Annotated in this window: 21 protein-coding genes; 18 read left to right on the top strand and 3 right to left on the bottom strand. The window is 46.0% G+C overall.

The window, feature by feature from the left end:
* The first annotated feature begins 7 nt into the window (after window positions 1–7).
* The 3 genes from ACKFKF_RS07845 (at window position 8) to ACKFKF_RS07835 (ending at window position 5,270) form a co-directional block, all read left to right on the top strand.
* On the top strand, window positions 8–1,234 hold the full coding sequence (locus ACKFKF_RS07845; RefSeq protein WP_446867218.1) for a DUF4255 domain-containing protein: 1,227 nt from the start codon (window positions 8–10) through the stop codon (window positions 1,232–1,234).
* Window positions 1,231–3,141, top strand: a complete 1,911-nt coding sequence (locus ACKFKF_RS07840) for an ATP-binding protein (RefSeq protein ID WP_446867217.1) — start codon at window positions 1,231–1,233, stop codon at window positions 3,139–3,141. The genes ACKFKF_RS07845 and ACKFKF_RS07840 overlap by 4 nt, the downstream gene beginning before the upstream one ends.
* Window positions 3,142–3,212: 71 nt before the next feature.
* Window positions 3,213–5,270 carry an eCIS core domain-containing protein gene (locus ACKFKF_RS07835; protein WP_446867215.1) on the top strand — a complete coding sequence of 686 codons (2,058 nt, stop codon included), beginning with the start codon at window positions 3,213–3,215 and terminating at the stop codon, window positions 5,268–5,270.
* A gap of 225 nt (window positions 5,271–5,495) precedes the next feature.
* Here the strand turns inward: ACKFKF_RS07835 and ACKFKF_RS07830 are convergent, their stop codons facing one another.
* Window positions 5,496–6,110 carry a Uma2 family endonuclease gene (locus ACKFKF_RS07830; RefSeq protein ID WP_446867213.1) on the bottom strand — a complete coding sequence of 205 codons (615 nt, stop codon included), beginning with the start codon at window positions 6,108–6,110 and terminating at the stop codon, window positions 5,496–5,498.
* 200 nt (window positions 6,111–6,310) lie between these two features.
* Between ACKFKF_RS07830 and brnA the strand changes: the two genes are divergently transcribed.
* The 8 genes from brnA to ACKFKF_RS07790 all read left to right on the top strand — a co-directional run bounded on the left by brnA (window position 6,311) and on the right by ACKFKF_RS07790 (window position 14,617).
* The gene (gene brnA, locus ACKFKF_RS07825; RefSeq protein WP_446867211.1) at window positions 6,311–6,493 is read left to right on the top strand and encodes a type II toxin-antitoxin system BrnA family antitoxin; all 183 of its coding nucleotides are present in this window, start codon (window positions 6,311–6,313) and stop codon (window positions 6,491–6,493) included.
* 221 nt (window positions 6,494–6,714) lie between these two features.
* Window positions 6,715–6,909 carry a hypothetical protein gene (locus ACKFKF_RS07820; RefSeq protein WP_446867210.1) on the top strand — a complete coding sequence of 65 codons (195 nt, stop codon included), beginning with the start codon at window positions 6,715–6,717 and terminating at the stop codon, window positions 6,907–6,909.
* Window positions 6,906–7,475: a phage tail protein gene (locus tag ACKFKF_RS07815; RefSeq protein ID WP_446867209.1), complete on the top strand. Its 570-nt coding sequence runs from the start codon at window positions 6,906–6,908 to the stop codon at window positions 7,473–7,475. The genes ACKFKF_RS07820 and ACKFKF_RS07815 overlap by 4 nt, the downstream gene beginning before the upstream one ends.
* A gap of 3 nt (window positions 7,476–7,478) precedes the next feature.
* Complete coding sequence (locus tag ACKFKF_RS07810) at window positions 7,479–11,405, top strand: hypothetical protein (protein WP_446867208.1); 3,927 nt, start codon at window positions 7,479–7,481, stop codon at window positions 11,403–11,405.
* A 22-nt stretch (window positions 11,406–11,427) separates the two neighbouring features.
* Complete coding sequence (locus ACKFKF_RS07805; RefSeq protein WP_446867207.1) at window positions 11,428–11,979, top strand: CIS tube protein; 552 nt, start codon at window positions 11,428–11,430, stop codon at window positions 11,977–11,979.
* Window positions 11,980–12,049: 70 nt separating this feature from the next.
* Window positions 12,050–13,918 carry a VgrG-related protein gene (locus ACKFKF_RS07800; protein WP_446867205.1) on the top strand — a complete coding sequence of 623 codons (1,869 nt, stop codon included), beginning with the start codon at window positions 12,050–12,052 and terminating at the stop codon, window positions 13,916–13,918.
* 24 nt (window positions 13,919–13,942) lie between these two features.
* The gene (locus ACKFKF_RS07795; RefSeq protein WP_446867203.1) at window positions 13,943–14,248 is read left to right on the top strand and encodes a PAAR domain-containing protein; all 306 of its coding nucleotides are present in this window, start codon (window positions 13,943–13,945) and stop codon (window positions 14,246–14,248) included.
* Between the two features lie 225 nt (window positions 14,249–14,473).
* Window positions 14,474–14,617, top strand: a complete 144-nt coding sequence (locus ACKFKF_RS07790) for a hypothetical protein (protein WP_446867202.1) — start codon at window positions 14,474–14,476, stop codon at window positions 14,615–14,617.
* Between the two features lie 62 nt (window positions 14,618–14,679).
* Here the strand turns inward: ACKFKF_RS07790 and ACKFKF_RS07785 are convergent, their stop codons facing one another.
* Together ACKFKF_RS07785 and ACKFKF_RS07780 are read right to left on the bottom strand one after the other, a co-directional pair.
* Complete coding sequence (locus ACKFKF_RS07785; RefSeq protein ID WP_446867200.1) at window positions 14,680–14,958, bottom strand: hypothetical protein; 279 nt, start codon at window positions 14,956–14,958, stop codon at window positions 14,680–14,682.
* 34 nt (window positions 14,959–14,992) lie between these two features.
* The gene (locus tag ACKFKF_RS07780; RefSeq protein WP_446857712.1) at window positions 14,993–15,568 is read right to left on the bottom strand and encodes a hypothetical protein; all 576 of its coding nucleotides are present in this window, start codon (window positions 15,566–15,568) and stop codon (window positions 14,993–14,995) included.
* 306 nt (window positions 15,569–15,874) lie between these two features.
* On the opposite strand from ACKFKF_RS07780, the gene ACKFKF_RS07775 reads away from it, so the two are divergent.
* From ACKFKF_RS07775 to ACKFKF_RS07745, 7 genes are all read left to right on the top strand, one after another.
* On the top strand, window positions 15,875–16,471 hold the full coding sequence (locus tag ACKFKF_RS07775; RefSeq protein ID WP_446867199.1) for a Uma2 family endonuclease: 597 nt from the start codon (window positions 15,875–15,877) through the stop codon (window positions 16,469–16,471).
* 77 nt (window positions 16,472–16,548) lie between these two features.
* Complete coding sequence (locus tag ACKFKF_RS07770; RefSeq protein WP_446857714.1) at window positions 16,549–16,809, top strand: type II toxin-antitoxin system HicB family antitoxin; 261 nt, start codon at window positions 16,549–16,551, stop codon at window positions 16,807–16,809.
* On the top strand, window positions 16,787–17,041 hold the full coding sequence (locus ACKFKF_RS07765) for a type II toxin-antitoxin system HicA family toxin (RefSeq protein WP_446867198.1): 255 nt from the start codon (window positions 16,787–16,789) through the stop codon (window positions 17,039–17,041). The genes ACKFKF_RS07770 and ACKFKF_RS07765 overlap by 23 nt, the downstream gene beginning before the upstream one ends.
* A gap of 266 nt (window positions 17,042–17,307) precedes the next feature.
* Window positions 17,308–17,748 (top strand): GPW/gp25 family protein, encoded by a 441-nt coding sequence (locus ACKFKF_RS07760; protein WP_446867197.1) that lies wholly within the window; start codon window positions 17,308–17,310, stop codon window positions 17,746–17,748.
* Window positions 17,749–17,760: 12 nt separating this feature from the next.
* Window positions 17,761–20,088, top strand: coding sequence for a putative baseplate assembly protein (locus ACKFKF_RS07755; protein WP_446867195.1), 2,328 nt, complete (start codon window positions 17,761–17,763; stop codon window positions 20,086–20,088).
* A gap of 37 nt (window positions 20,089–20,125) precedes the next feature.
* Window positions 20,126–20,818, top strand: coding sequence for a phage tail protein (locus ACKFKF_RS07750; protein ID WP_446867193.1), 693 nt, complete (start codon window positions 20,126–20,128; stop codon window positions 20,816–20,818).
* A complete protein-coding gene (locus ACKFKF_RS07745; RefSeq protein ID WP_446867191.1) occupies window positions 20,815–22,515 on the top strand; it encodes a hypothetical protein in 1,701 nt (566 codons plus the stop codon). Before ACKFKF_RS07750 ends, ACKFKF_RS07745 begins: the two co-directional genes overlap by 4 nt.
* The last annotated feature ends 2 nt before the right edge of the window (window positions 22,516–22,517 follow it).

The raw sequence follows: 22,517 nt of genomic DNA, 5'->3' as shown, positions 1-22,517 counted from the left end.
TTTATCCATGAGCAATCATCTCGCGATCGCGACCGTCACCGCTGTTCTCCGCAAAATCCTGCAAGATCAAGTGGCAGAAGAAGGATTTCAAGTGACGACCGATCGCCCAGATACGCTGCTGCGAGGGGCGTTAGAGCGACGGGTAAATGTGTATTTGTATCAGACCGCATTGAATCCAGTTTGGCATCAGAAGTCTGATCTGAGACAGCGAAATCGCAGAGGAGAATTGGCCACGAAATCGCGAACGGCACTTGATTTACATTACATGTTTAGCTTTGTGGGAGATGAATCGCGACTGGAACCGCAGCGACTTTTGGGACGAATTGTGCGTACTTTGAGTGACGATACGGTGATTACTGGGGCAATGATTCAGAGAACGCTGGCGGATGAAGACTTTCGCTTTTTGGATGGATCAGATTTGGCGACTCAAGTCGAAGATATTCGCTTTACGCCAATGGATCTGTCGCTAGAAGATCTCTCTAAAGTCTGGTCGGTGTTTTTTCAATCCCCTTACACGCTCTCGATCGCTTATAAAGCCTCCGTAGTCGTGGTAGACGGAGAAGATTTGGCACAAAAAGCGTTACCCGTTCGCGATCGTCGATTTGCTGGGGTTGCTCCTTTTACCAGTCAGCCGATCGTCGAAATGGTGCTCTCTCAAGCAGGGAAATTTGAGCCAATTTTGGCCAACAGTTCGCTTCTAATTCTCGGCAAAGATTTGAGCGGGGATCAAACGTGGGTAAGGATCGGTGGGTTTGAAGTTGCCCCAAATCAGATCAGTGAAACTCAGATTGTGCTCTCGTCGCTGCGAAATTTGCGATCGGGTGTGCAGTCTTTACAAGTGATTCAGGGAGCGATCGAGTCCAATGTGGCGGCGTTTGTTTTGCGTCCTTCGATTGTTGATGTAACGGTTCTCAATTCTGTTGATGATGGTGATAATTTATACGCTGCTAACGTTGTTGTTCGAGTGAATCCGATCGTTGGAGCGCAACAGCGAGTCCTGTTAATTCTCAATGAGTGGACGACAGATCAACCTGTGACTTATTTATTTCAAGCAAGCAATCGTACGGTTGATACAGAAACGATCACCATTCCCATTCGCGAGGTCAAAGCGGCGGATTATCTGGTTCGGGTACAAATTGATGGGGCTGAGAGTCTGCTGTTTGTTGAAGAAAGTGATGCTAATTCTGTGACATCAGGTTGGTATACTCGTCCAAAAATCGCGATCGGCGCATGATCACAGCTTTAACCTGGCACGAACAAAATCAACAATTTTTGATGGCAGCGATCGCTCAAATTCGATCTCGTCTCTGTCAACTGGCTCAGATTGAAACTTCACCCGATTTTGAAGCGATCGATCCCACGTTTGGGTCTGCATTGGATCGGTTGAGTGAGATTTTTGGGCTGTCGGTGTTCGATCGTGAAGTGCTGTTACTTTGTGCAGGCATGGAATTTGACAGTGGTTGGTCGGCTTTGTGTGCAGAAGCCCAGGGCGATTCTCAACTCAATTATCCGACGTTGGGTTTAGCGTTGCGACTTTCATTCCATTCCGATTGGGCAGGCTTGCTCCCGACGGCTCCTTTACGACGCTGGCGACTGATTGAAATCGGCGGCGGCAACGCACTCACAGCCAGTCCTTTACGCATTGACGAACGAATTCTTCATTACCTGGCAGGCTTGTCTCATTTGGATGATCGCCTCTCTACCTTTGTCGAATCCGTCCAATTTAATTCAGACCCGATTCAGCCTTCTCACCAGCAAATCGCTGCCCAAGTTTCTGCCCTGTGGCAACAAGATTTTTCAAGTTTCCCGATCATGCAACTCTGTGGAGCCGATCCCGTCAGCCAACAAGCGATCGCTACGACAGCCTGCCACAAATTAGGATTATCGCTCCATCGCTTGAATGCAGAATTACTGCCCACTGATCCCAATTCATTACACTTAATCCAACGCCTTTGGGAACGGGAAGCTATCTTAACGAATAGTGCGCTGTTACTCAATTTTAGTTCAGATTTACTAGAAACCGAGAAAGGGCGATCGATTATTCAGTTTATAGAAACGGTGCGCTGTCCGTTAGTTGTGATGAGTCGCGATCGCCATCATCCCCGGCAACGCTATTTAGTCACGTTTGAGATTCCCCCACTCACGCGCCAAGAACAGTACACCATTTGGCAAAACGCTTTAGAAGACAATGCTGAGTTAAACGGGACGATTGAAACCCTTACCTCCCATTTCAATCTCAACGCCACCACAATTCAAACGATTTCACGTACAGCAGTAAACCAAACCAAAAATACACTCTGGAACACCTGCCGAATTCAAGCACGCCCCAATTTAGATAGTCTTGCCCAACGCATTGAGTCCGATTCTGAGTGGACTGATCTGATCTTGCCAGAGCGCGAACAGCAGATGCTGCAAGACATTGCCATTCAGGTTAGACACCGCGCCAAAGTGTACGAAACCTGGGGATTTGCTGAAAAAGGCGATCGTGGATTAGGAATCAGTGCCCTCTTCGCCGGGTCAAGCGGAACGGGCAAAACGCTGGCCGCCGAAACCCTGGCAACCGAACTAAAACTCGACCTTTATCGAATTGACTTAAGCGCCGTTGTCAGCAAGTACATTGGTGAAACTGAGAAAAATTTACGTCGCGTCTTTGATGCCGCAGAAACGGGAGGCGTGATTTTGTTATTTGACGAAGCCGACGCAATTTTTGGCAAGCGGTCGGAGGTCAAAGATTCGCACGATCGCCACGCCAACATCGAAGTCAGCTACCTGTTACAGCGCATGGAAGCTTACCGGGGATTAGCCATTCTCACTACCAATCTCAAAGACTCTCTGGATACCGCTTTTCTGCGTCGCATTCGCTTTGTCGTGCAGTTTCCCTTTCCCGATGCCAAACAGCGTGCTGATATCTGGCGACAAATCTTCCCCACCCAAACGCCCACGCAAGGATTGGATTTCGACAAACTCGCCAAGCTCACGGTCGCTGGCGGAAACATTCGCAATATTGCCCTGAATGCGGCATTTTTGGCAGCAGAAGCCAATCAGCCTGTGAAGATGGAACATTTGGTACAGGCGGCAAAACGCGAGTATGTCAAGCTGGAACGATCGATCGCCGATTCCGAAGTCAAAGGCTGGGTGTAACTCGACGAAAGTCTAATCTTCTGTAATTCATTTCGGTGCCACAATAAAACATCTTCACGCTGAGGCTTGTGATGCAGAAACAGCAGATTCAAAAGAAAGCAAATACGAATCCAACCGCTAGTTCGGTGATTCCAACCCGTCCATTTGCACCTCAAAAACCTGCATCTTCAGAAGCTCAGTCACATAACCTTCTCGCCAAACCGCTGTTTCCCATTCAGGCAAAACTGACGATCGGACAGCCCAATGATAAGTATGAACAGGAAGCCGATCGGGTGGCTCATCAAATCGTCAATCAGATTCAGACACAACCGATTCAACGGCAAGAGATAGCTGAAGATGAAGAATTGAGGATGAAGTCGATCGCCCAACGGCAATCTGAAGCCAGCAGTATGACCGCAGATCCAGAGGTAGAAAACGCAATTCGACGATCGCGTGGTAGCGGACAGCCCCTTACAGCCAGCATTCGAGAACCAATGGAGCAAGCGTTTGGTAGCGATTTTAGTGGCGTTAGAATTCATACCAGCCCTCAAGCTGACCAGTTAAATCAGTCGCTGCAAGCAAAAGCCTTCACCACTCAACGGGATATCTTCTTTCGACAAGGAGCGTATTCGCCTCAGAGCAGCAGTGGGCAAGAATTGTTGGCACACGAATTAACTCATGTAGTGCAGCAAACCGGAACGATCCAAGCGACTCCCCAGATTCAATGCTTATTCACCGATTACGACAGCCTCAACAGCACTGAGAAATACTATGTTGATAAAGTGCTGCCCTTCGGCAAAAATACTAAGGACGCTAAATCAGCCGTCAAGCAACTCTATAAAAACGATACTCGGTTGTTTACCTCCCCTGAACGCGCTGCGCTTGCACAGCTTGCACAATCCTCAAACGGAAGAACCTGGTTAAAAGATTCAGGATTCACCAACGGAGACATCCATGCCTATGCAGTTGTTCTAGGATCAAATTTTCCAATGCCAGTAGCCGATTACGCTGAGGGCACAGATTTTGGTGGCTGGGAAAATTTACCCTCTGGATTTAGGCTATGGACTGCCTCCTATGCTGGCGTGAATCGGGCACAGCAGAATGTTCAGAATAAGCCTCCGATGTGGAAGGTCGATGCGATCGAAAGTAAAGATCCCGCTACGGCAAATGCTGCAAAACAGCGTATTTACGCACGCGATGCTCAAGTCTGGCAAGATACCTTGACCGATCCCACGCAGGCTCAAAAAAATCGACTCACAGATCCAGGAGGAGCAAACCTAACGGCGAACGAGAGTACTGAAGTTCAAACTCGAACCACGCTGGCAACCGAAATTGTGCGGCGGTTGTTTGTGGTCATGCAATACGGCTTAAATTACTACGACACCCAAGGGGCACTCAACAACTGGACAGAACAAGTAGCCGTTGCGCTTTCCCACGGAGGGCGAGTGAATATCCGCATCCCAGCCGCCAAAAAAGACCCAAACCGATTCTTTAAATGGCTGATTGGTGAAGAAGCAGAAACTTCTGGAGTCCACACCAGAACAGCCGGAACTCACCGTGTTGCGATCGGCGAAGGGCAGACTGGATCATTCAAAGAGAAGAAAGGGTTTGGTGCAGCCATTAATGCAAAAGTAGGTACTGAAACAGGTGAAACGCATCACTACGGGTTAGACCTGCCTGTGGGTGGACTGGGCAACGTCGATATCAATGGTGCAGTCATTCTCCCCAACGGCTCCTATGGACACCTCTATATTGGCTACAAACCGCCCACAGCCACGCGAGACGGAGCGCTGTTGATTGGCTGCGAGACGGATGCCCCTGGTAGCACAAATGCATTAGGACATAAACATGATTGGCGAGCCAAGAGCGCAGAATTTTCGACAACAGGAGGCGCAAAATCTGGCAAGATTGGACGAGAAAAAACGGGCATGATGATCGATCTGGCAGCTATTCAAAATGCTCCAGGTGCAACGACTCAAACTCCAGCGCAAGCCGATTGGATGCAAAAGCTCAAGAAACTGGAAGCTGAAGTGGTTACAGGGCGCGTCACTACTCAGGAATTGGTAGGAGATCAGGCAAACTTCCGTCAAAATCCACACGTACAAGCGATTATTGGATTAGGTGCGCCAGCCACCGATCTAAGAACTTAACTTCACGATCGAGATGAAAGATACAAGCCCCTGCGCTCCATTCCAGTGACACATTCAAACAATCGGGTTGAAGGTTGACTGTATGCAGAAGCCACAAATTCAAAAGAAAGCGATCGCCAATCCTTGACTTTCGACCACTATCAAAATCTCAGAGTGCTGAATGCACTTCAAGCGATCGTCGGTCTTGTCGTGCGATCTTGAGTTAGAGATATGGAAGGGCGATCGCTACAATCCCGCAGCAAATACTTGCTCTGCTGTCAGATTCAATTCTGGAAAAGCAGGGGAGATGATGCGATCGCTCCCTCGAAACTGCTGCACTTGATATTCTCCATCGATTAACTGATAGATCGAAAAGGTCGGTTGCTTGGGGTTGCCGATGTAGCGCCTTCCTCCCAATCCTAAATAATCAACTATCCAATACTCTGGGATTTGGAGCGCCTCATAGTCAATAAATTTGTGCCCATAATCATCTCGCCAATTAGTACTCACCACTTCAACCACAACTCGGACTGATTTCCCCTGAGTAATCGTCGATCGCTTTTTCCATAATGGCTCATCTTGTAATGCAGTTTGATCCAGCACAATCACATCTGGGTTGTAGCCTGCCTGCTCGTTGTCTACTGGTTTGACGATCGCCTGTCGAGGAATTAGATATGACAACGCCAACCGATCAATCTCAACCCCTAACTTGATTCCCAAAAATCCACCCACCTGCTCGTGAGGCCCAGTCGGTTGCATCTCAATCACCACCCCATTCCATAATTCATAGCGACCATAGCCATCTGGATACCAATCCAGAAACTCCTCCAAGGTCATCAGTTGAGGAATTGCTTGAACCATGTCTCTCAGCCTCTGTGGTGCGATCGCTTTCAAGTCTAATCTAGATCCTGTTAGGTCATTGTAGTATGGGTCAGCCCATGCAGTTTCTTGCGCTCGCCGCTCTTGTAGTGCGATCTTGAGTTAGAGATATGGAAGGGCGATCGCTTTTCTAAAGGGATAGGAATCAGTCCGGCGATCGCGAGAAGAAGAGGTCACAATTTATGAAAGCAACAGAATTTGATGCTAAATTCGACCAGGGGAAAGACATCACTGAATTCTTAGACCTCTCCCAAGCCAAGCGCCCTGGTCATGAGCAGAAACGAGGCAACGTGGATTTTCCGACCTGGATGATCGAAGCATTAGACTATGAAGCGATTGGGTGTCACCCGTCAGTCAATTATTAAGCTATGGCTTGCAGAACGGCTTGCACAGCTATCTCGCTGAGACTTGTAAATTAGTTTGTTGTATTGCGATCGCGGAGAGAAAACTGAGATGATGCAACAGGTTTGGCTTTCGGAGTACGGGGCAGTTTGACAAGCATTCCTATCGCCGATCTTCGACTTTCGACTACTATCAAAATCTCATGGGGCTGACTACACTTCAGTCAGATTAAGTTGGCTCAAAGATGAGAATTGACCCGATTGAATTAACGCGAGTCGGAGAGGACTGTGATTCCAAACTGATCAATCAGATTGCAGGTGAGGTGTTGGCTGACCCCATGCTGATGCAAACGCTGGGGGAAATGGTTTTGAAACTCATGGAGAATGACTTGCGTAACCAGCGCGATCGCAATGGAATGCACAGGAGATTAAACGGATGAAAACGGGCAGTGATGTGCATGAATTAAACTATGTCACCGCCAATCGATTTTATGTGGAGATTGAGGAAAGCTGCATCAGTGCGTGTTTTAGCGAATGTTCGGGGTTGAGCGTGCGGGTGAACTACGATCGCTACTCCGAAGGCGGCGTAAATCATCAACAGCGCATTATTTTAGGTCATACAGAGTTCTCAGAAGTGACGCTAAAACGCGGCATTACCAACGACTTGACTTTTTGGGGCTGGGCTTATCAGATGTTGACTCGTTTGGAGCCGAGCAGCCATCAGCAGATTAATCCTTATCGTCGTAACATCAACATTTTGTTGTTTAATCAGGCGGGTGAGACGATGCAGTGTTGGACGCTGATTGGGGCGATTCCAATTGGTTGGCAGGCGGCTCCTTTGCAGGCAGATGCGGAGACGGTTGCGATCGAGGAACTGACTTTAGCGTATGAAGGAATTAAGGTAGCTGTGAACTCAGATCCAGCGCGATCGGGCAATACGGGTGGTTCTATTTTCCATCGAAATGGGCGAGATTTCAATTCGGGTGGGTTCTTTCCGAGTAACTAGCGTATGGTGGATGCTGATTTCAAAGAGGAAGATACATTAGGGATTCAGAATCCCTTGTTGTCGCCTGCTCCGTTAGGTCAAGAGTGGTTGCAGCCTCAATTTTTATCGCCGTTAGGTGCAGTTTCTCTCTTAGGTATCTATAGAATCTCTGGCTTACAGCCTGAACCCGAAATAGAATCGATCTCATCAAACAATTCATTGGCTATTTCCTCTCTCAATCAGGAAAACTCTGTTCAAGATTGGAGGACTTCAAAGGCAACAGATAACTCATCTAAAGTCAGAGCAAGTCAAACAGTGCCAATTCAAAGAAAGCTCGTTCAAAATGTTGAGACGATCGCCGATCACAAGTCTGAAGTACAACCAAATACTCAAGTAGTTCAACATGAGATTGTAGACTTTTCAATAGAACCAAAGGCAGAAACACTCTCTGCTGAAGTCGATCAACCAAAATTAATTCTGCAAGAAATTACACAAAGAACTGAAGCAACTACGCCTGATATTCAGAGTGTTGCAGCGCCGATCGCTCACTCTAATCCTGAGACACGTCAAGTTAATCAAAATGAAAATATAGATTTCATAGTAAAAAGAAACTCCACTTCAATCACAGATACTCAGCCAGGATTAATTCAGCGAGAAGCTATTCAAAAACCTGAAGTGATCGCATTTGATACTCAAGGTGTTGTGGATCCGATCACTCACTCTAATCCTGAGACACGTCAAGTTAATCAAAATGAAAATATAGATTTCATAGTAAAAAGAAACTCCACTTCAATCACAGATACTCAGCCAGGATTAATTCAGCGAGAAGCCATTCAGAAATCTGAAGTGATCGCATTTGATACTCAGGGTGTTGTGGATTCGATCGCCCATTCCGATTCTGAGACACGTCAAATTAATCAAAATGAAAACATAGATTTCATAGCAGAGAAAAATTCCACTTCAATTACAAATACTCAACCAGAATCACCAGAATTAATTCGGCGAGAAGCTATTCAAAAATCTGAAGAAATTGCTCATGGCATTCAGGAAGCTGTAAAAAAGATTGCTTATGTTAACTCTGAAAGTTCGTTGATCAAGCCACTCGTTCCAGATGAGAGCGCTACAGGTTTTGAGACAGAATTAAAAATAGAAACAAGTCCTGCTCAAGCTCAGGTCAATGATTCCTTTATTCAAAGAGAGATTATTTCAAGCAGTAAAGCTTTTTCTAATACTAGCAACCCGCAAATAATCGCAGCGATCGCACAATCTAGTCCTGAAATACAATCACTAGCTGATCAGAAGCTTTCCTCACCCGAAGGTATCTCTAAAAATGCAACTATTAGCTCTAATAATACTCAGTCTTTAAACCTATCTGATGCAAGTAATCAAACTATTACTAGTACGCCAGGTAAGTCAAAAGAAAGTGATTTAAAGAACGACTTAGATTCACAGTCAAGTGCTTTAAAGGTTGATGAAGTTCTAATGCAACAGACATTAGATATCGCGCCTGCTGATCAAGTAAGTCGCTCGCCAGATAATGAAAGCTCTATTCAAACTTACGAAGTTAGCACTCAACCAGAGACTGACTCTATCCAAATTCAGCGATCGACATTACGATCGCCTGACCTGTCTGAGATAGCACTCCACAACTTTCCCAACCAGACTACTGGATTCCAGCAAAAAGAAGTATCTTCCTTAGAGAATGAGGTCGCCGTCACTTCTGCATTAGCAGACTCCAATTCTAAAACTGCCAAAGATACCGTTGCTGTAGAACTTAGCAATGTTAGTTCTATCAAAAATGTGTTGCAATCTAAACCCATCTCTCCGGGTGAAATAGTGACCGCTCAAGCTCAAACAGCATCCGACCAAGTAACTAATAGTGAGACAGATGTCCAATTAAAAGTCGCCAATTTAAAGCAAGAAGCACTACATAAATCATCAACAATTGAGATACTAAATCCACCTTTGTTAGGAGGCTTACAGACAGAAGTCACCATTCAACAAGCAGATTGGGAACGACCAGAAGGATGGAGTGTCCTCAAAAATGTTTCACAGCCGCCTCCTGATGTCCAGAAATTTGCTGCTTCAAGACAACAGAATTCAATCCCTTTGCTGGATGTTAGTGATATCGTTCAGCGCCAAACTTCGTCGAGTTTAGAACAATCTAAAAGTTTAGATGAATCTGCTTCCTCTAATGTCACCTTTGAAAGTTTTGGAGAATCTTCTTTTGACGATTCCATGCTAGAGAATTCTATTCAGCGATCGCTAGAGATTCCTTCTAATCAACCAGCCAATCTATCTGAATCTCAAGCGCTTGATAAATCTTCAATTTCTCCTTTTCTACAAGCTGATTCTTTTAATGTTCAGAAATTAGAATCTGCTACCCTGAGTGAGGAAACGGAGGCAGCGACCGTATCTTCTCATCTTGAAGTTCCATTTCTAGTAGCGAATTCTGCTGAAAATCTGATTAGTCAACCTGAAACTTTTACACACGACACAAGATTGATCGAAAATGAGGTGTTACAAGAAAAGACATCTGCTTTATCTGAAGGTCTTCCTGGTTCTAAATTACAGTTAAAAGCCTTTGTACCTGATTCTAAATCAATTATTTCGGAACAAGACTCTTTAGAGAGATCAAGAAGTAATGATGTCACGCTGCTAAATTGTAAGGAGTTAGATAATTATTCTGAGGTAACTAACGCTCCTCCAGCCAGCTTTGTAGAATCTAATTTATCTCAAGCTATTGAGAACGATCGTTTGAAAGAGGAAGTCAATGAGCCTGCGATCGCCCCATCTAAAACTTCACAAAATCCCTCTATTTCTGCTTTACAAACCACTTCCAAAGAATTAAATAGTCAACAGGCAAGTAATCAGAACCTTATTCAGTTCAAGCTGAAAGAGAACCAAAGCGATTCGTCTTTGGAGCAGACATCTACTCTAGCTTCACCTATTCAAAAAAAGCCTGAGAGTGCTGAGTCGGAAACTACTTTTAGTAATTCTAATAATTTATTGAATCAAGCGTCTTCTAGTTCTAAAAAATCTCGAAGTGAGGTGAATTTATCGGAAGAGAATACTATTGCTCCTGTTGCACGATCGCTGAGAGTATTAGAGAGTCTTGCTCAATTACAGCCAATCAATCAAACGGTTAACTTACAGCGATCGTCCGCCCGCGCACATCCTAAACCCTCTCATTCTAGTAACTTGTTCAACTCCTCGCAAGCTTCTGCTAAAGGTCACGGAATTATTCAGCGATCGCCGTCTAGCTCCTCTGTTGAAAGAGTAAATTCAACCTCTATAAAGCCGCTTTCTGAACAACAAAACAGTAGGATTGATGTAGAAACGTATTCATCTCTAGTTGATCTACAGGCGGTTCAAACTAAGCTTAGAAAAACTCGTTTGGTTCAGACGAAATCTGCTAATCATCCTACAAATAATTCACCCATACAGAACAGTCAAATCGACAAATCACAAGCCTCTATTGAATTCATATCTTCCGAGCAAGCTCCTCCGTCTAGCTGGTCAAATCTGTCTGAATTAGCAGGCGAAGCAGTGAATAGTGTAGGCAGAAATTCAAAAATAATACAGCGCTCAACTAACAGTCAACCTTCTTCGGAATCAAAAGATTTAATCTTTACCCCAGAGGGCTTTCATAATGCGAATACTGAAAAAACTCAATCCGTAAAATCTTCTCGAAGTCTCCTTAAGGTGGATCAGCAGAAGTCTTTGATTCAAGCTAAACGCAATCCCAATGCTTACGTATCTCCTGTTGACCAGAATATTTTAGAAGAAACGATCGACCTTCAATCTGACACGCAAACCATAGACGAATCTGCTCAAAATTTCGATCACAACCTACAAATTTTGGCCCAAGTGATTTATGGTCAACTCCAGCAACAATTAGCGATCAGGCGAGAGCGTCAAGGACAGCATTCCGGTCGTTTGCCTTGGTGATTATTTAACTATTAGGAAACCTATGACAAATGCAAATCGCAACAACACCGTCGCATCTGGAAAACTCGAAAAAGCGAAGTTGATATCCGATGAAAGTGACACGATCGAGTTTATGTTTAACCCGACCGAGCTAGTTTTTCAGCAGGCAGTTCGCCTTAATCAAAGCGCCGGAAGTCGCACTAAATCTGGTTTATCAAAAATTAGTTTTGCCCATCCCGAACCCTGCACGCTCACCCTTACTAATCTTGTGTTTGATACTTATGAACAAGGCACGGACGTTTTAGATTACCTCAAAAAGTTGATCAAAGCCGTTCACTTTGCAGAGAAAGGTAGCGCCGTTGGAAAACGTCCCCCCATTTACTTATTCACCTGGGGCGACCAACAATATCTACGTTGTTTTGTAGAACAAATCACTTACAAATTGACACGGTTTTTAGCCGATGGTTTACCTGTACAAGCAAAAGTAGACATCACTTTAACTGAGATCGACGAACCCACGACACAAGGAAATAACAAAGCCGTCGCGAACCGAAATGGAGACAGTCGATCGAACCGCACCATCTTCGGCCGCTAATCGTATTCATCCCTCCTCGCGAATGCGGGGCAAAGCCCTCCCTCATCCCTCATCCCTCATCCTTCCCCCCATGCCTGTTCTCTACATTCCCGAACTCCTCCTCGAAATTGACGGACAGCCCGCCTCAGCTAATCTGATGGAGGACATTCTGCAAGTCACAGTTGAAGAAAGTTTACACCTGCCAGGGATGTTTACGCTGATGCTCAATAACAGCTACTTCTCAGGACGATCGCAGGATCAAGTTTGGGAACATCAGAACACATTCACAATTGGCAAAGCGATCAAGATTGGCTTCATCTCCAGCACAACGCAGGCAACAGAATTTTCTGAAGTTAATGAGGAGTTTGTGCTGCAAGCTGAGATTACTGCGATCGAGACTCACTTCACTCAGAGATCACAGGCTCCAATTATCATTCGTGGCTATGATGTCGCCCATCGCTTGCATCGGGGGCGCTTTAATCGATCGTTTCAGAATATGAAAGATAGTGACATTGTGCAAAAGATTTTGGGCGAAATTGGAATTAAAGGAGGCACGATCGAGACCAGTAATCCGACTCACGATTATGTGTTTCAAGAAAATCAAACAAACATGGAGTTTTTGCGAGAACGTGCCGCCCGGATTGGATTTGAGCTATTTGTACAAGATGGTAAACTTAACTTTCGTAAACCAAAAATCGGAGATTCATTAGATCTGAAATGGCTGCGAGAAATTCATAGCTTTCAGGTGCGGGTAACTAGTGCAGAACAGGTGAACGAGGTAGAAGTGCGCGGGTGGGACTATACGCAAAAGAAGCCAATTATTTCTAATAAAAGTGCAGATCAAGTTTTGACCAAAACAGAATACGGCAAAGGTAAAACTACAAGTCAAGCATTTGATGGTAAGCCAGCGAATCCCAAAATGATTGTGGTTGATCAACCCATTTTTAGCACCGATGAAGCTGATTTGATGGCACAAGCTTTGGTGGATGAGTTGGGAGGAGAATTTGTGCAAGCAGATGCGATCGCTGAAGGAGATCCCGCCATCCGACCCGGACGAGTCGCAAAACTCTCAGATTTAGGAAAATATAGCGGCAAGTATTATGTGACTGACACGCGACATTGCTATATACAAGGAGTCTACACGACAGAATTTAGTGTGCGAGGGCTGCGGGGAGAAAGTCAAATACCCTCTCCTCAAACCCATTTGCAACCGGGACAAACCCTCATGGTCGGCATTGTCAGCAATAACAAAGATCCGAAGGGTTGGGGGCGTGTTCGAGTTAAGTTGCCGACACTGACTGAAGCGGATGAAAGTAACTGGGCGCGAGTCGTCGGAGTGGGCGCGGGTGCAAACCGTGGCTTTGATTGTCTGCCCGAAATTAATGACGAAGTGTTGGTTGCATTTGAGCATGGAGACATTCATCGTCCCTATGTCATTGGAGGGGTTTGGAATGGGAAAGACGCACCGCCGGAAAAAACTGAGAATACAGTTGTGGATGGTAAGGTACGTCTGAGAACAATCAAAACGCGCATCGGACACCAAATACAGTTTGTCGAAGAAGATAAAGGAGATAGTAAAGTCGGTGTCTACGTCAAGACGAAAGCTGGACATCACATTCATCTCAATGATACTGAGAAGTTTATTGAAGTCAAAACCAACGGAGGTCACAAACTGCGATTGGATGACAGCGATAAAACAATTAGTCTGACTTCAACCGGAGATATCGCCGTCAAATCGGGCACAACTGGAACGTCTCGAAAAATTAGCTTAAATGCTGGTGAGATTGCTCTGACGGGAACTCAGAAGATTACCTTAACCGTTGGAGGAAGCACGATCGAAGTCACTCCCACAGGCATCAAAATTCAAGCAGCCGTAACGGTCGATCTTCAAGCCGTGACCACGAATGTCAAGGGAAGTGCGATCGTTCAAGTCCAAGGTGGATTAATCAAACTCAACTAATCAACTTAACTCATTAAGAACGCTATGTTTCCAGCCGCCCGAATTACTGATTTGACTGTGACAGGCGACGCAATTTTGCCTCCCGGTGTGCCTACTGTTTTGATCGGTGGGTTGCCAGCCGCTTGTGTGGGTGATCAAGTTATGGGTCCAGTGATCAACTACGCTCCAGGCGTGATTACGATCGGCTCTTTGACCGTGTTGATTAGTGGTCGCCCTGCTGCACGAGTTACGTCTGTCGTCACAGGGAATACGATCGGCCCTTTTGGGGCACCCATTCCCGTCGCTACTACCATCATCAAAGGACAGCCCAACGTCTTGATCGGCGGCTAGGAAATTGGCTATAGGATTAATTCCCCTGTAATTCGCATTGCTTTTAATGTGGTTCAGCAATGGCAAAAACCAGGGTTATCACATGAACTAGAGACGCTAATTCTGCAAGCAACGAATCCACCCTACAACGTGATAATTCCGAGAGAGATATGAATACCAACACTGATCACACAACACCTTCCACTAGAAGCCGTTCATCGATTCTTAGAGCATGTGCCTGGTTATGTGAAAGCTGCTCTCCTCGAAAAATCGACTGAACTAGATTGCCCGATCGAAGCCGTTGTAGAGATGGCGGGCAGCTTTGCTGTGCCAAAGGCAACGCGAGTTTCCTACATGAGGAAGCCTTCAGTTTTGAAGATTGCTTACTAGCCAAACGATTGCAAGAGAAAGCATAAAAGTATTTTGAACCAGTCATCTCATGCGATCGCAGTTCACGCAGATTTTCGAGAAGCCAGTTTCTCAGTAACCTTTTCTTGTACTTTCCCTTGAAATCCTGCCACCAGTTCTTCTACTTCCTGCTGAGACAACACACCTCCAAATCGCGCAGACACGAGCGCTACTAACTTTGCAGAATCGCTATCGAAAAGCTCTAGACGCAGTATTTCACCCAAGCGATCGCCCAAATCTGCTCCTGCACTAATCACGCCACCTGCCTCTTCCTCAAGCTGCGCGAGTTCCCTGGCTTGCGCCTCCGTAAACCTCGAATCCATGAGCTTCTCCTGAGTAAACCAGCCACAATACACTCTACAAATCCAACTCATCCATCACCGAGGGACGAGGACGATACCATTCAAAATATCGCAAATTCTCGTAGTTTTCATCCAGATCACAGTCTGCCATGTTCAGCTTTCGGTAAAACGCTTCTGCCTCTGGCAAAGAATGCACACCTACTAATCCACCGTACCCCAACTCCTCGCTTCGGAGTTGAGCAAATCGCATGAGCGTACCTCCCACCGCCCGAAATTCAATCGGGGTTTGCAAATCCGCTCGGTTCCACGGAGCCGTCGCCAACCGACTCACATAGACAATCCGCCGATTTTGATCAAAAAAGGAGCGCTTCCCCCTCGTTCGGAGCATCATTAGCCCTTGCGTCATTTGCTCCTGCTCAATAGCGTATCCTTCTGCTTCACCACTGGGCACTAGGACGCGCTGCTTCCATTCCCAATCGAAAAATTTATCAGCCGCTTCGACTTGCTGTAGCCGAGATTTCCAGAAGGTTTCATAATCGTCTAAGTGTTTCTCTGTTAGCGTCACCAGTAACCCCGTGACGATCGCTCCACTGCTTCCTCGAATCAGTGGCACTTTAATTTGGATGGACACAGTAAGCTTTTTACCCAAACTTCAGCATTGAGATGATAACAAGATTGCTCGATCGAAGCCGTTGTAGAGATGGCGGGCAGCTTTGCTGTGCCAAAGGCAACGCGAGTTTCCTACATGAGGAAGCCTTCAGTTTTGAAGATTGCTTACTAGCCAAACGATTGCAAGAGAAAGCATAAAAGTATTTTGAGAGGCGCGATCGCGCTATCCCCCCTCAAGCAAACCGCGATCGCACAGTGTCTGAAAGGATCGCGCTCTGTCTCGACGTGTCATACTTACTCTTATCAGTCCTCGACTTCTTCTTGTCAGATGACACAGACCCCACTAAGAGAATCCCCAACTCAAGATCAACGCATTGTGTATCCGGGACGAACCTGGGAGCAGTTCAAACACATTCAGAAAGGATTTGAAGACTCGATCGGGGTACGCCTGTTTTACTATGATGGAACCATTGAAATTCTGATGCCAGGACGCGAACATGAACTCTTTGGGCACATCATCGGTTGGTTAATCACATGCTTTCTGGCACAGAAGGGAATTTTCTTTCAGCCGACAGGCTCCATGACTCAAGAGCGAGAACGAGAAGCATCGGCTCAAGCGGATCAGTCTTATTGCATTGGAAGTGTCAAGCCAATTCCTGACCTTTCGATCGAAGTTGTTTTCACCAGTGGCGGAATCGATAAACTTGCACGATACAGAGTGCTAGGCGTTCCCGAAGTTTGGTTCTGGCAGGACGGGGTATTGATGCTTTATTCTCTTAACACGGATGGTTATCAACGTGTTGATTGCAGTCAGTTATCAGGCTTAGAAGATCTAGATATCGATTTACTGAAACGCTGTATTCTGCTTGCTGAGACAGATGCAGGAGAAGCTATCAGAGTTTTTCAGCAGAGAATCGCCCAATAGAGTTAGATATTGATAGGTTTAATCTTCGCTTGATTGCTCACCTCTATAATATGAGAATACGGCTGGCAGAAGGAAAAATGACGACTTCAAGAGTCTCGATCGCGACAACCGACAAAACGACTCAAACGTTTACAGCTATTCTTCACTGGGAAGAGGAGGTGTACGTAGCGGAGTGCCCGGAAGTTGGAACTGCAAGCCAGGGAGAAACCATTGAGGAAGCCCTCGCTAATCTACGCGAAGCAACTGAGCTTTATCTAGAAGAGTTTCCGCTGCCTAAAATTGCACGTCGTCTGATTACAGCTTTTGAGGTTGCCCATGCCCAAGCTACCAAGGGTTAAAGCAACGGAAGTCATTCGAGCGTTAGAAAGGTTGGGATTTGAGCAGGTGCGCCAAAAAGGGAGTCACGTCATTCTGAAGAAGCAAGTCACGCTTGGAGAAGGAGAAGAACAGGAAACCATTGAGGTTGGCTGTGTTGTGCCGTTGCATCAAAAAGAGGTGGCAGTGGGGACATTGAGCAATATTCTTAGACAAGCAGATGTTTCCATAGAAGAATTTATCCAGCACTTGTAAAAATAATCATGCGATCTCTCTAGAATCTATAGCCTCCTGACATCTAAAACTGAGCGATCGCACAGTACCTAATAGGATTGACCTCTTCGAGCTATCGGTTAGCAGATCGCGATTCCCCCAACACCGAACTCTGAACTAGTCATCTGTTGCGATCGCGATTCACACAGAGTTTCGAGGAGCCAGTTTTTCGGCTCATTCTCGACTTTTGGCGAATAGTTTTCCCTGCCCCACTTGAGTAATCTGGCCTCAATCTCAGACGCGAGACTATGGCCAACAATGCAAAATCCGATTATCTTGGCTCAGGGCTGGCGCTGCCGTTGCGACAAACTTTGCAGGGTAGGCTTCAGTTTACATTGCCGATTAACTCACAGGGTAATTTGGCGCTGAGTGTGGGCGATCGCAACATTCAAGAGTCGATTTGGATTATCTTGGGCACCAAACTAGGAGAGCGGGTGTATCGTCCAAACTTTGGGTCGCGATTGTCAGAATTGGTGTTTGCGCCGATGAGTACTCAAACGCTATTGCTGATTCGGCTTTATGTGCGAGAAGCGTTGGAAATGTGGGAACCGCGCATTCTGTTACAGGACGTTTTAACGGAGCCGAATCCGATCAAAGGGCAGGTTTTGATTAGCATTCAGTATCACATTAAGGAGACTTACGACCCGCGCAGTCTGGTTTATCCGTTTTATCTGATGCCGTCCAGCTAATAGGGATTTGTGATGGAAACATTTGATTTTTTGCCTCAATTACCTAAGTCAAATCTGGACGATCGCACATTTCAGGATCTAGTAGACGAGTGTATTGTTCGCATTCCACATTATTGTCCGGAGTGGACGAATTACAATCCTAGCGATCCGGGCGTGACGTTGATTGAATTGTTTGCCTGGTTGACGGATCAGATGTTGGTGCGATTCAATCAGATTCCTCGACGTAACTATATTACATTCCTCGAACTGTTGGGGATACGGTTGCAGCCGCCCAAATCTGCCCAGGTTGATGTCACCTTCTACCTCAGTGCTGCTCAGACAGAATTCAACCGTCTTCCTGCCATTCCCGCCGGAACCGAAGTCGCCACCGTCCGCACAGACACCGAGGATGCGATCGTCTTCAGCACGGATCAAGAACTGGCGATCGGCTGTCCCAAAATCAAACATTTTCTCACGGCAGAGAATGCGGCTGACCCGGCGGGTACGTTGCGAGATGGATTTGATCAGACAGGCTGGCGACGAACCGATCTGGGTGCCTGGGAGAATGTGGTTGCAAGTCCGCTGTTTCCAGGGGTGCAGGTGGATTCGCCCAATGGGAATGTTCCTCACACGATGCTGTTGCCGATCGTTGAAAGTTGCTTTTATCTGGTCTTGCGCGAAGATGAGCCGCTGGCGGGCAATGTGATTGTGCTGACGTTTCGCGGCGAAGTTGCACAGAGTACAGGGATTATTCCTCAAAATCCGCCTCGTCAGTGGGAAGCCTGGGACGGCGAGAAATGGGTGCCCGTTTTACTCAAAGAAACGGATGATCAGACCGAAGGATTTAGCTTTCACAATGCCTCAAAAGTCGAGGGTACGATCTCTTCGAGTGGCCCGCAAGGGGTCGCAGAAGCTGACATCATTTTGCATACGCCGCCTCGCTGGATGGTCACCGAGTCCCCGAAGGCCGAAACCCCTTATAAAGGCTACTGGCTGCGGTGTGTTCATATTGCGCCGAGAAGCGGTCAGTTTGTTTATCATCGATCGCCGCGAATTGTGGGCATCAGTGCGCGATCGATTGGAGGAACGATCGGAACCTCGCAAAGTGTCTTAGTAGAAGATGAAATTTTGGGAATTAGTGATGGTAATGCAGGGCAAACTTTTCAGCTTCAGCGCACGCCTGTTTTACCGAGAAGTTCGTCAGAACATATTCAAGTGAGACTGCCTACTGGAGAACGCCAAACTTGGGAAGAAGTTCAAGATTTTGGCAATTCTTCGGCTGATAGTTTTCATTACACTGTGGATGCAATTACCGGAATTGTCCAGTTTGGGCCGCTGATTCGAGAACCTGCTCAATTGCAACAGCAAACAAAATCTTATATCGAAAAATTACAAGAACAATTTCAGCGCGATCAGCTACAGCAAAGACAAGATACGATGCAAATAAACGGTGCGCTCAAAGATCCAATTCGACGATCGGATTTGCGACCAAAGCTCGATCGTCAGTATGGGTGCATTCCGGTCAAAGGGGCTGAAATCCTCATGACTTATCGCACTGGAGGCGGACGCAAAGGGAATGTTGCAGCCGGAACAATCACAATTCTTAAGTCTGCTTTTCCTTATGTGGCCAGTGTGAACAACGCAACGATCGCTCGAAATGGAACGGATGCCGAATCGATTGATGAAGCCGTAATCAAAGTTCCAAAAACGCTGCGAACTCGCGATCGAGCCGTGACGAAAGAAGATTTTGAAACGCTAACCCTGGAAGCGGGTGGTGGCGCGATTGCACATGTCCGAGCGATGTCGATTAAGCCTGGAATGATGCATTTGTTAATCGTGCCGTGGGTTGACCCAGACGCAATCGCACAAGGAAAAGGAAAGCCTGATTTATACATTCCAGATGACAAACTTAAGGAGCGAGTGAAAGATTATTTACACGATCGATTGATGCCAGGAATCGGAATAGAATTCATTGATCCAACCTATGTCGGAATCACGGTTGAAACAGAAGTTGCACTCGAACGCGAATACTACAAAGATCAGGAAAAGATTCGAGATCGCTTAAAACGAATTCTCTATGAGTTTCTCAATCCGATCGTCGGCGGCACTCATGGTAAAGGCTGGACGTTTGGGCGACCCGTTTACGCTTCTGATATTGTCAGACTGCTACAAAAAGAGCCTGGAATCCGCTATGTGAATGAGGTGCAACTGTTTGAACTACATCGGAAACAAGATGGTTCCTGGGCTTCGACGGTTCCCACTCACAAAAGCTTTGTCAATCCCGGTGATGGACTAATTTTCTCATGGAGCGACGCGAAACTGCAATCAGATCACTACATCAGTACGATCGAAGCTGAATGAATCGATCCAAATCACTTTATGCAATGCTAAAACTCACATGAATCTTGCAGTCGATACTCAATCAATTTTCATTCATGATGCCGCTATCGCGCATGGGAGCGATCGTCGCAGTCTGTACCTGGATTTCTTACCCGAAATCTACCAGGAAATTGATTTAGTGAATCGCTTGCTCATGATATTTGAGGAAGCCTTTGAACCGTCTGTCCAGACTCTAGACACGCTCTGGGCTTACCTTGACCCCTTGACTGCACCCGATGCGATGCTGCCGTTTCTGGCTCACTGGGTCGGTTGGTCGTTTGACATTCCGTTTGATCCAGAACAGCAAAGACGACTGATTCGGCAGGCCATTGAGCTTTATCGCTGGCGGGGCACTCGTCGAGGGTTGCGGCTCTATCTGCATCTAGTCACAAAATTACCGCTAGATGATCACTTGACCCGTGCAGAAGACGAACCTAAAAAACATATTAGTATTCAGACCGATCGTAGCCAGGGATTTGTGATTGGCGGTTGCATTGGTTCAAAGAATCTTCTAGGCGAGGGGAATCCTTATCATTTTGTGGTGCATTTGCGCTGTGATAATACGGGTCAAATTAACGAATCCTTGGTTCGTCAGGTAATCGAACAGGAAAAGCCCGCTTTCTGCACCTATGACCTTTTTATTCATCCTGTTAACACTCATGTGATTCACTCTGTTGATCCCTGCTCGTCTAAGAATCTAGTAGAACAATGACTCAACCCTGGTCTTCGCCAATCAATCTCTTTAAGCGGCTTCATGTCAAAGATGGTCTGCCAATAGATGCCGATCGCTGGAATGTAGCACACGATTATCACCGACGGCGACAAGACTCTCACCATCAAGCGTTCAATCAATCGGGAATCATCTCAGGATTGGGTGTGAGAATCATTTCAGCACCGAAAGATGTAGAAGAGCAGTATAAAAGTAGTCCTTGGGTAGAGATACAACCAGGCATGGCGATCGATATACTTGGTAACTTTATGGTTCTAGCTAAACCAGAAGTTTTTAGAATCGCAGGGCAAACAAATCGTGAAACGCTAACTGAATACTTAGTGATCAGTTATGTCAATCCAGATGAATTCATTGCACAAGAACATTCTAAATCTTCACTCGATGGTGTGGTCATTGAGCAAGCAAGAATTTATGAAAAAGATCAGCCGCCGATCGACGGAGAAGTTGAACTATGTCGGATGCGGTTCAAACCTGAGAATGGAGTGCTTCGGCTCAGTCATCCCCTCAATGTTTTTGCGCCCGGTGACAACACGCTGGATTTTAGCTACCGAGTGCAGGCACGATCGCGTCCTCAAGCCGTTGTACAGGTTGCTCAAGCCTTTTACGATCAGTCCAAACGAGAACAGCGCGATCAAGATGAGGCCCGCCTTTCTTCACTTTTACGATCGGTGGAGGCGCTCTATCCAGCGATCGCAGCCAAACAAATCTCTCAAATCAATCTAAGCCGAGAACCTGAAAATATTGTTTCCTTAAAGCCAGTTAACAATCCAGGAGCGCAGGTTTTAGAATTACTAAACAAACTGATCACTCAACAAGAAACGGTTGATCCTAAAACGCGAAGCAACATGCTCCAGTTAATGGAGCAACTCTCAGAAGTGATTCAGGGACGATCAGATCTGTCAACACAAAATAATATTCGCCAGCTAATTAGCCAACTTTCGGATAAAACAGCTAATTCGTTAGAGGCAGCGCTGGATCAAAAGCTGAGTGTACAGCTATCAGAACTTCTAAAAGAACTCTTAAAGTATGACTTAATCTATCTCAGAATGACTGCTACAGAATCACTTATAGAATCTGTTCAAGATGAACTAAAACAATACCTGTTAACAGGAGGTGTGCTTTTAGTCGAAGCCTCTCTCAAAGAAACAGAGATTGGTCAGAAGATTGAAGAACTAATTAACTTACAACAAGAATTGCAGGTTGCGATCGCTCAATCAGAAACCACGATCGATTCATTAATCTCCACAAAAAACACCGCTAAAATTCAAGAATATCAAACCATTCAAAATCAACTTCAGGAATCCCTTAACGTAGTTCAATCAAAGCTGAAACGAGCGATCGACGAGTTTTGTTACGATTTCAAAGACCTGGCTGAAACTCAACTCAATCAGCCTTTAGAGGATCTGGAAAACTTGATCCAACAGCCGGATCATCCCTTACGATCGCAGCCTTTTCTCTTTTCTGCTTTGCCTGTTATTGAAGGACAACCGATCAAGATTTTGGTTGGTGGCGGCATTGTTTTTGTTTTAGGTAATCTGTCTTCAGCCTGGGGAGTTGATCCTCGATCGCTACTCCCACGAGAGACCATTCGGACGGCTCAAGAGATGGGCATTAACATTCTCTATTTTGCCCATCGTAGAAAGCAAATGACGCAGTTATTAAACCCAACGGCTGGATAACA

Source organism: Phormidesmis sp. 146-12 (genome assembly GCF_052939495.1).
The sequence above is the reverse complement of the archived record's forward strand: the minus strand, read 5'-3'. Positions and strand labels throughout refer to the sequence as shown.

What these genes read in the sequence shown, in the direction of transcription:
- ACKFKF_RS07750 (WP_446867193.1), top strand. Translation starts at nt 20,126, where the DNA reads ATGAATCTTGCAGTCGATACTCAATCAATTTTCATTCATGATGCCGCT.
- brnA (WP_446867211.1), top strand. Translation starts at nt 6,311, where the DNA reads ATGAAAGCAACAGAATTTGATGCTAAATTCGACCAGGGGAAAGACATC.
- ACKFKF_RS07840 (WP_446867217.1), top strand. Translation starts at nt 1,231, where the DNA reads ATGATCACAGCTTTAACCTGGCACGAACAAAATCAACAATTTTTGATG.
- ACKFKF_RS07805 (WP_446867207.1), top strand. Translation starts at nt 11,428, where the DNA reads ATGACAAATGCAAATCGCAACAACACCGTCGCATCTGGAAAACTCGAA.
- ACKFKF_RS07815 (WP_446867209.1), top strand. Translation starts at nt 6,906, where the DNA reads ATGAAAACGGGCAGTGATGTGCATGAATTAAACTATGTCACCGCCAAT.
- ACKFKF_RS07755 (WP_446867195.1), top strand. Translation starts at nt 17,761, where the DNA reads ATGGAAACATTTGATTTTTTGCCTCAATTACCTAAGTCAAATCTGGAC.
- ACKFKF_RS07830 (WP_446867213.1), bottom strand. Translation starts at nt 6,110, where the DNA reads ATGGTTCAAGCAATTCCTCAACTGATGACCTTGGAGGAGTTTCTGGAT.
- ACKFKF_RS07785 (WP_446867200.1), bottom strand. Translation starts at nt 14,958, where the DNA reads ATGGATTCGAGGTTTACGGAGGCGCAAGCCAGGGAACTCGCGCAGCTT.
- ACKFKF_RS07835 (WP_446867215.1), top strand. Translation starts at nt 3,213, where the DNA reads ATGCAGAAACAGCAGATTCAAAAGAAAGCAAATACGAATCCAACCGCT.
- ACKFKF_RS07845 (WP_446867218.1), top strand. Translation starts at nt 8, where the DNA reads ATGAGCAATCATCTCGCGATCGCGACCGTCACCGCTGTTCTCCGCAAA.
- ACKFKF_RS07775 (WP_446867199.1), top strand. Translation starts at nt 15,875, where the DNA reads ATGACACAGACCCCACTAAGAGAATCCCCAACTCAAGATCAACGCATT.
- ACKFKF_RS07800 (WP_446867205.1), top strand. Translation starts at nt 12,050, where the DNA reads ATGCCTGTTCTCTACATTCCCGAACTCCTCCTCGAAATTGACGGACAG.
- ACKFKF_RS07765 (WP_446867198.1), top strand. Translation starts at nt 16,787, where the DNA reads ATGCCCAAGCTACCAAGGGTTAAAGCAACGGAAGTCATTCGAGCGTTA.
- ACKFKF_RS07770 (WP_446857714.1), top strand. Translation starts at nt 16,549, where the DNA reads ATGACGACTTCAAGAGTCTCGATCGCGACAACCGACAAAACGACTCAA.
- ACKFKF_RS07760 (WP_446867197.1), top strand. Translation starts at nt 17,308, where the DNA reads ATGGCCAACAATGCAAAATCCGATTATCTTGGCTCAGGGCTGGCGCTG.
- ACKFKF_RS07745 (WP_446867191.1), top strand. Translation starts at nt 20,815, where the DNA reads ATGACTCAACCCTGGTCTTCGCCAATCAATCTCTTTAAGCGGCTTCAT.
- ACKFKF_RS07810 (WP_446867208.1), top strand. Translation starts at nt 7,479, where the DNA reads ATGGTGGATGCTGATTTCAAAGAGGAAGATACATTAGGGATTCAGAAT.
- ACKFKF_RS07795 (WP_446867203.1), top strand. Translation starts at nt 13,943, where the DNA reads ATGTTTCCAGCCGCCCGAATTACTGATTTGACTGTGACAGGCGACGCA.
- ACKFKF_RS07820 (WP_446867210.1), top strand. Translation starts at nt 6,715, where the DNA reads ATGAGAATTGACCCGATTGAATTAACGCGAGTCGGAGAGGACTGTGAT.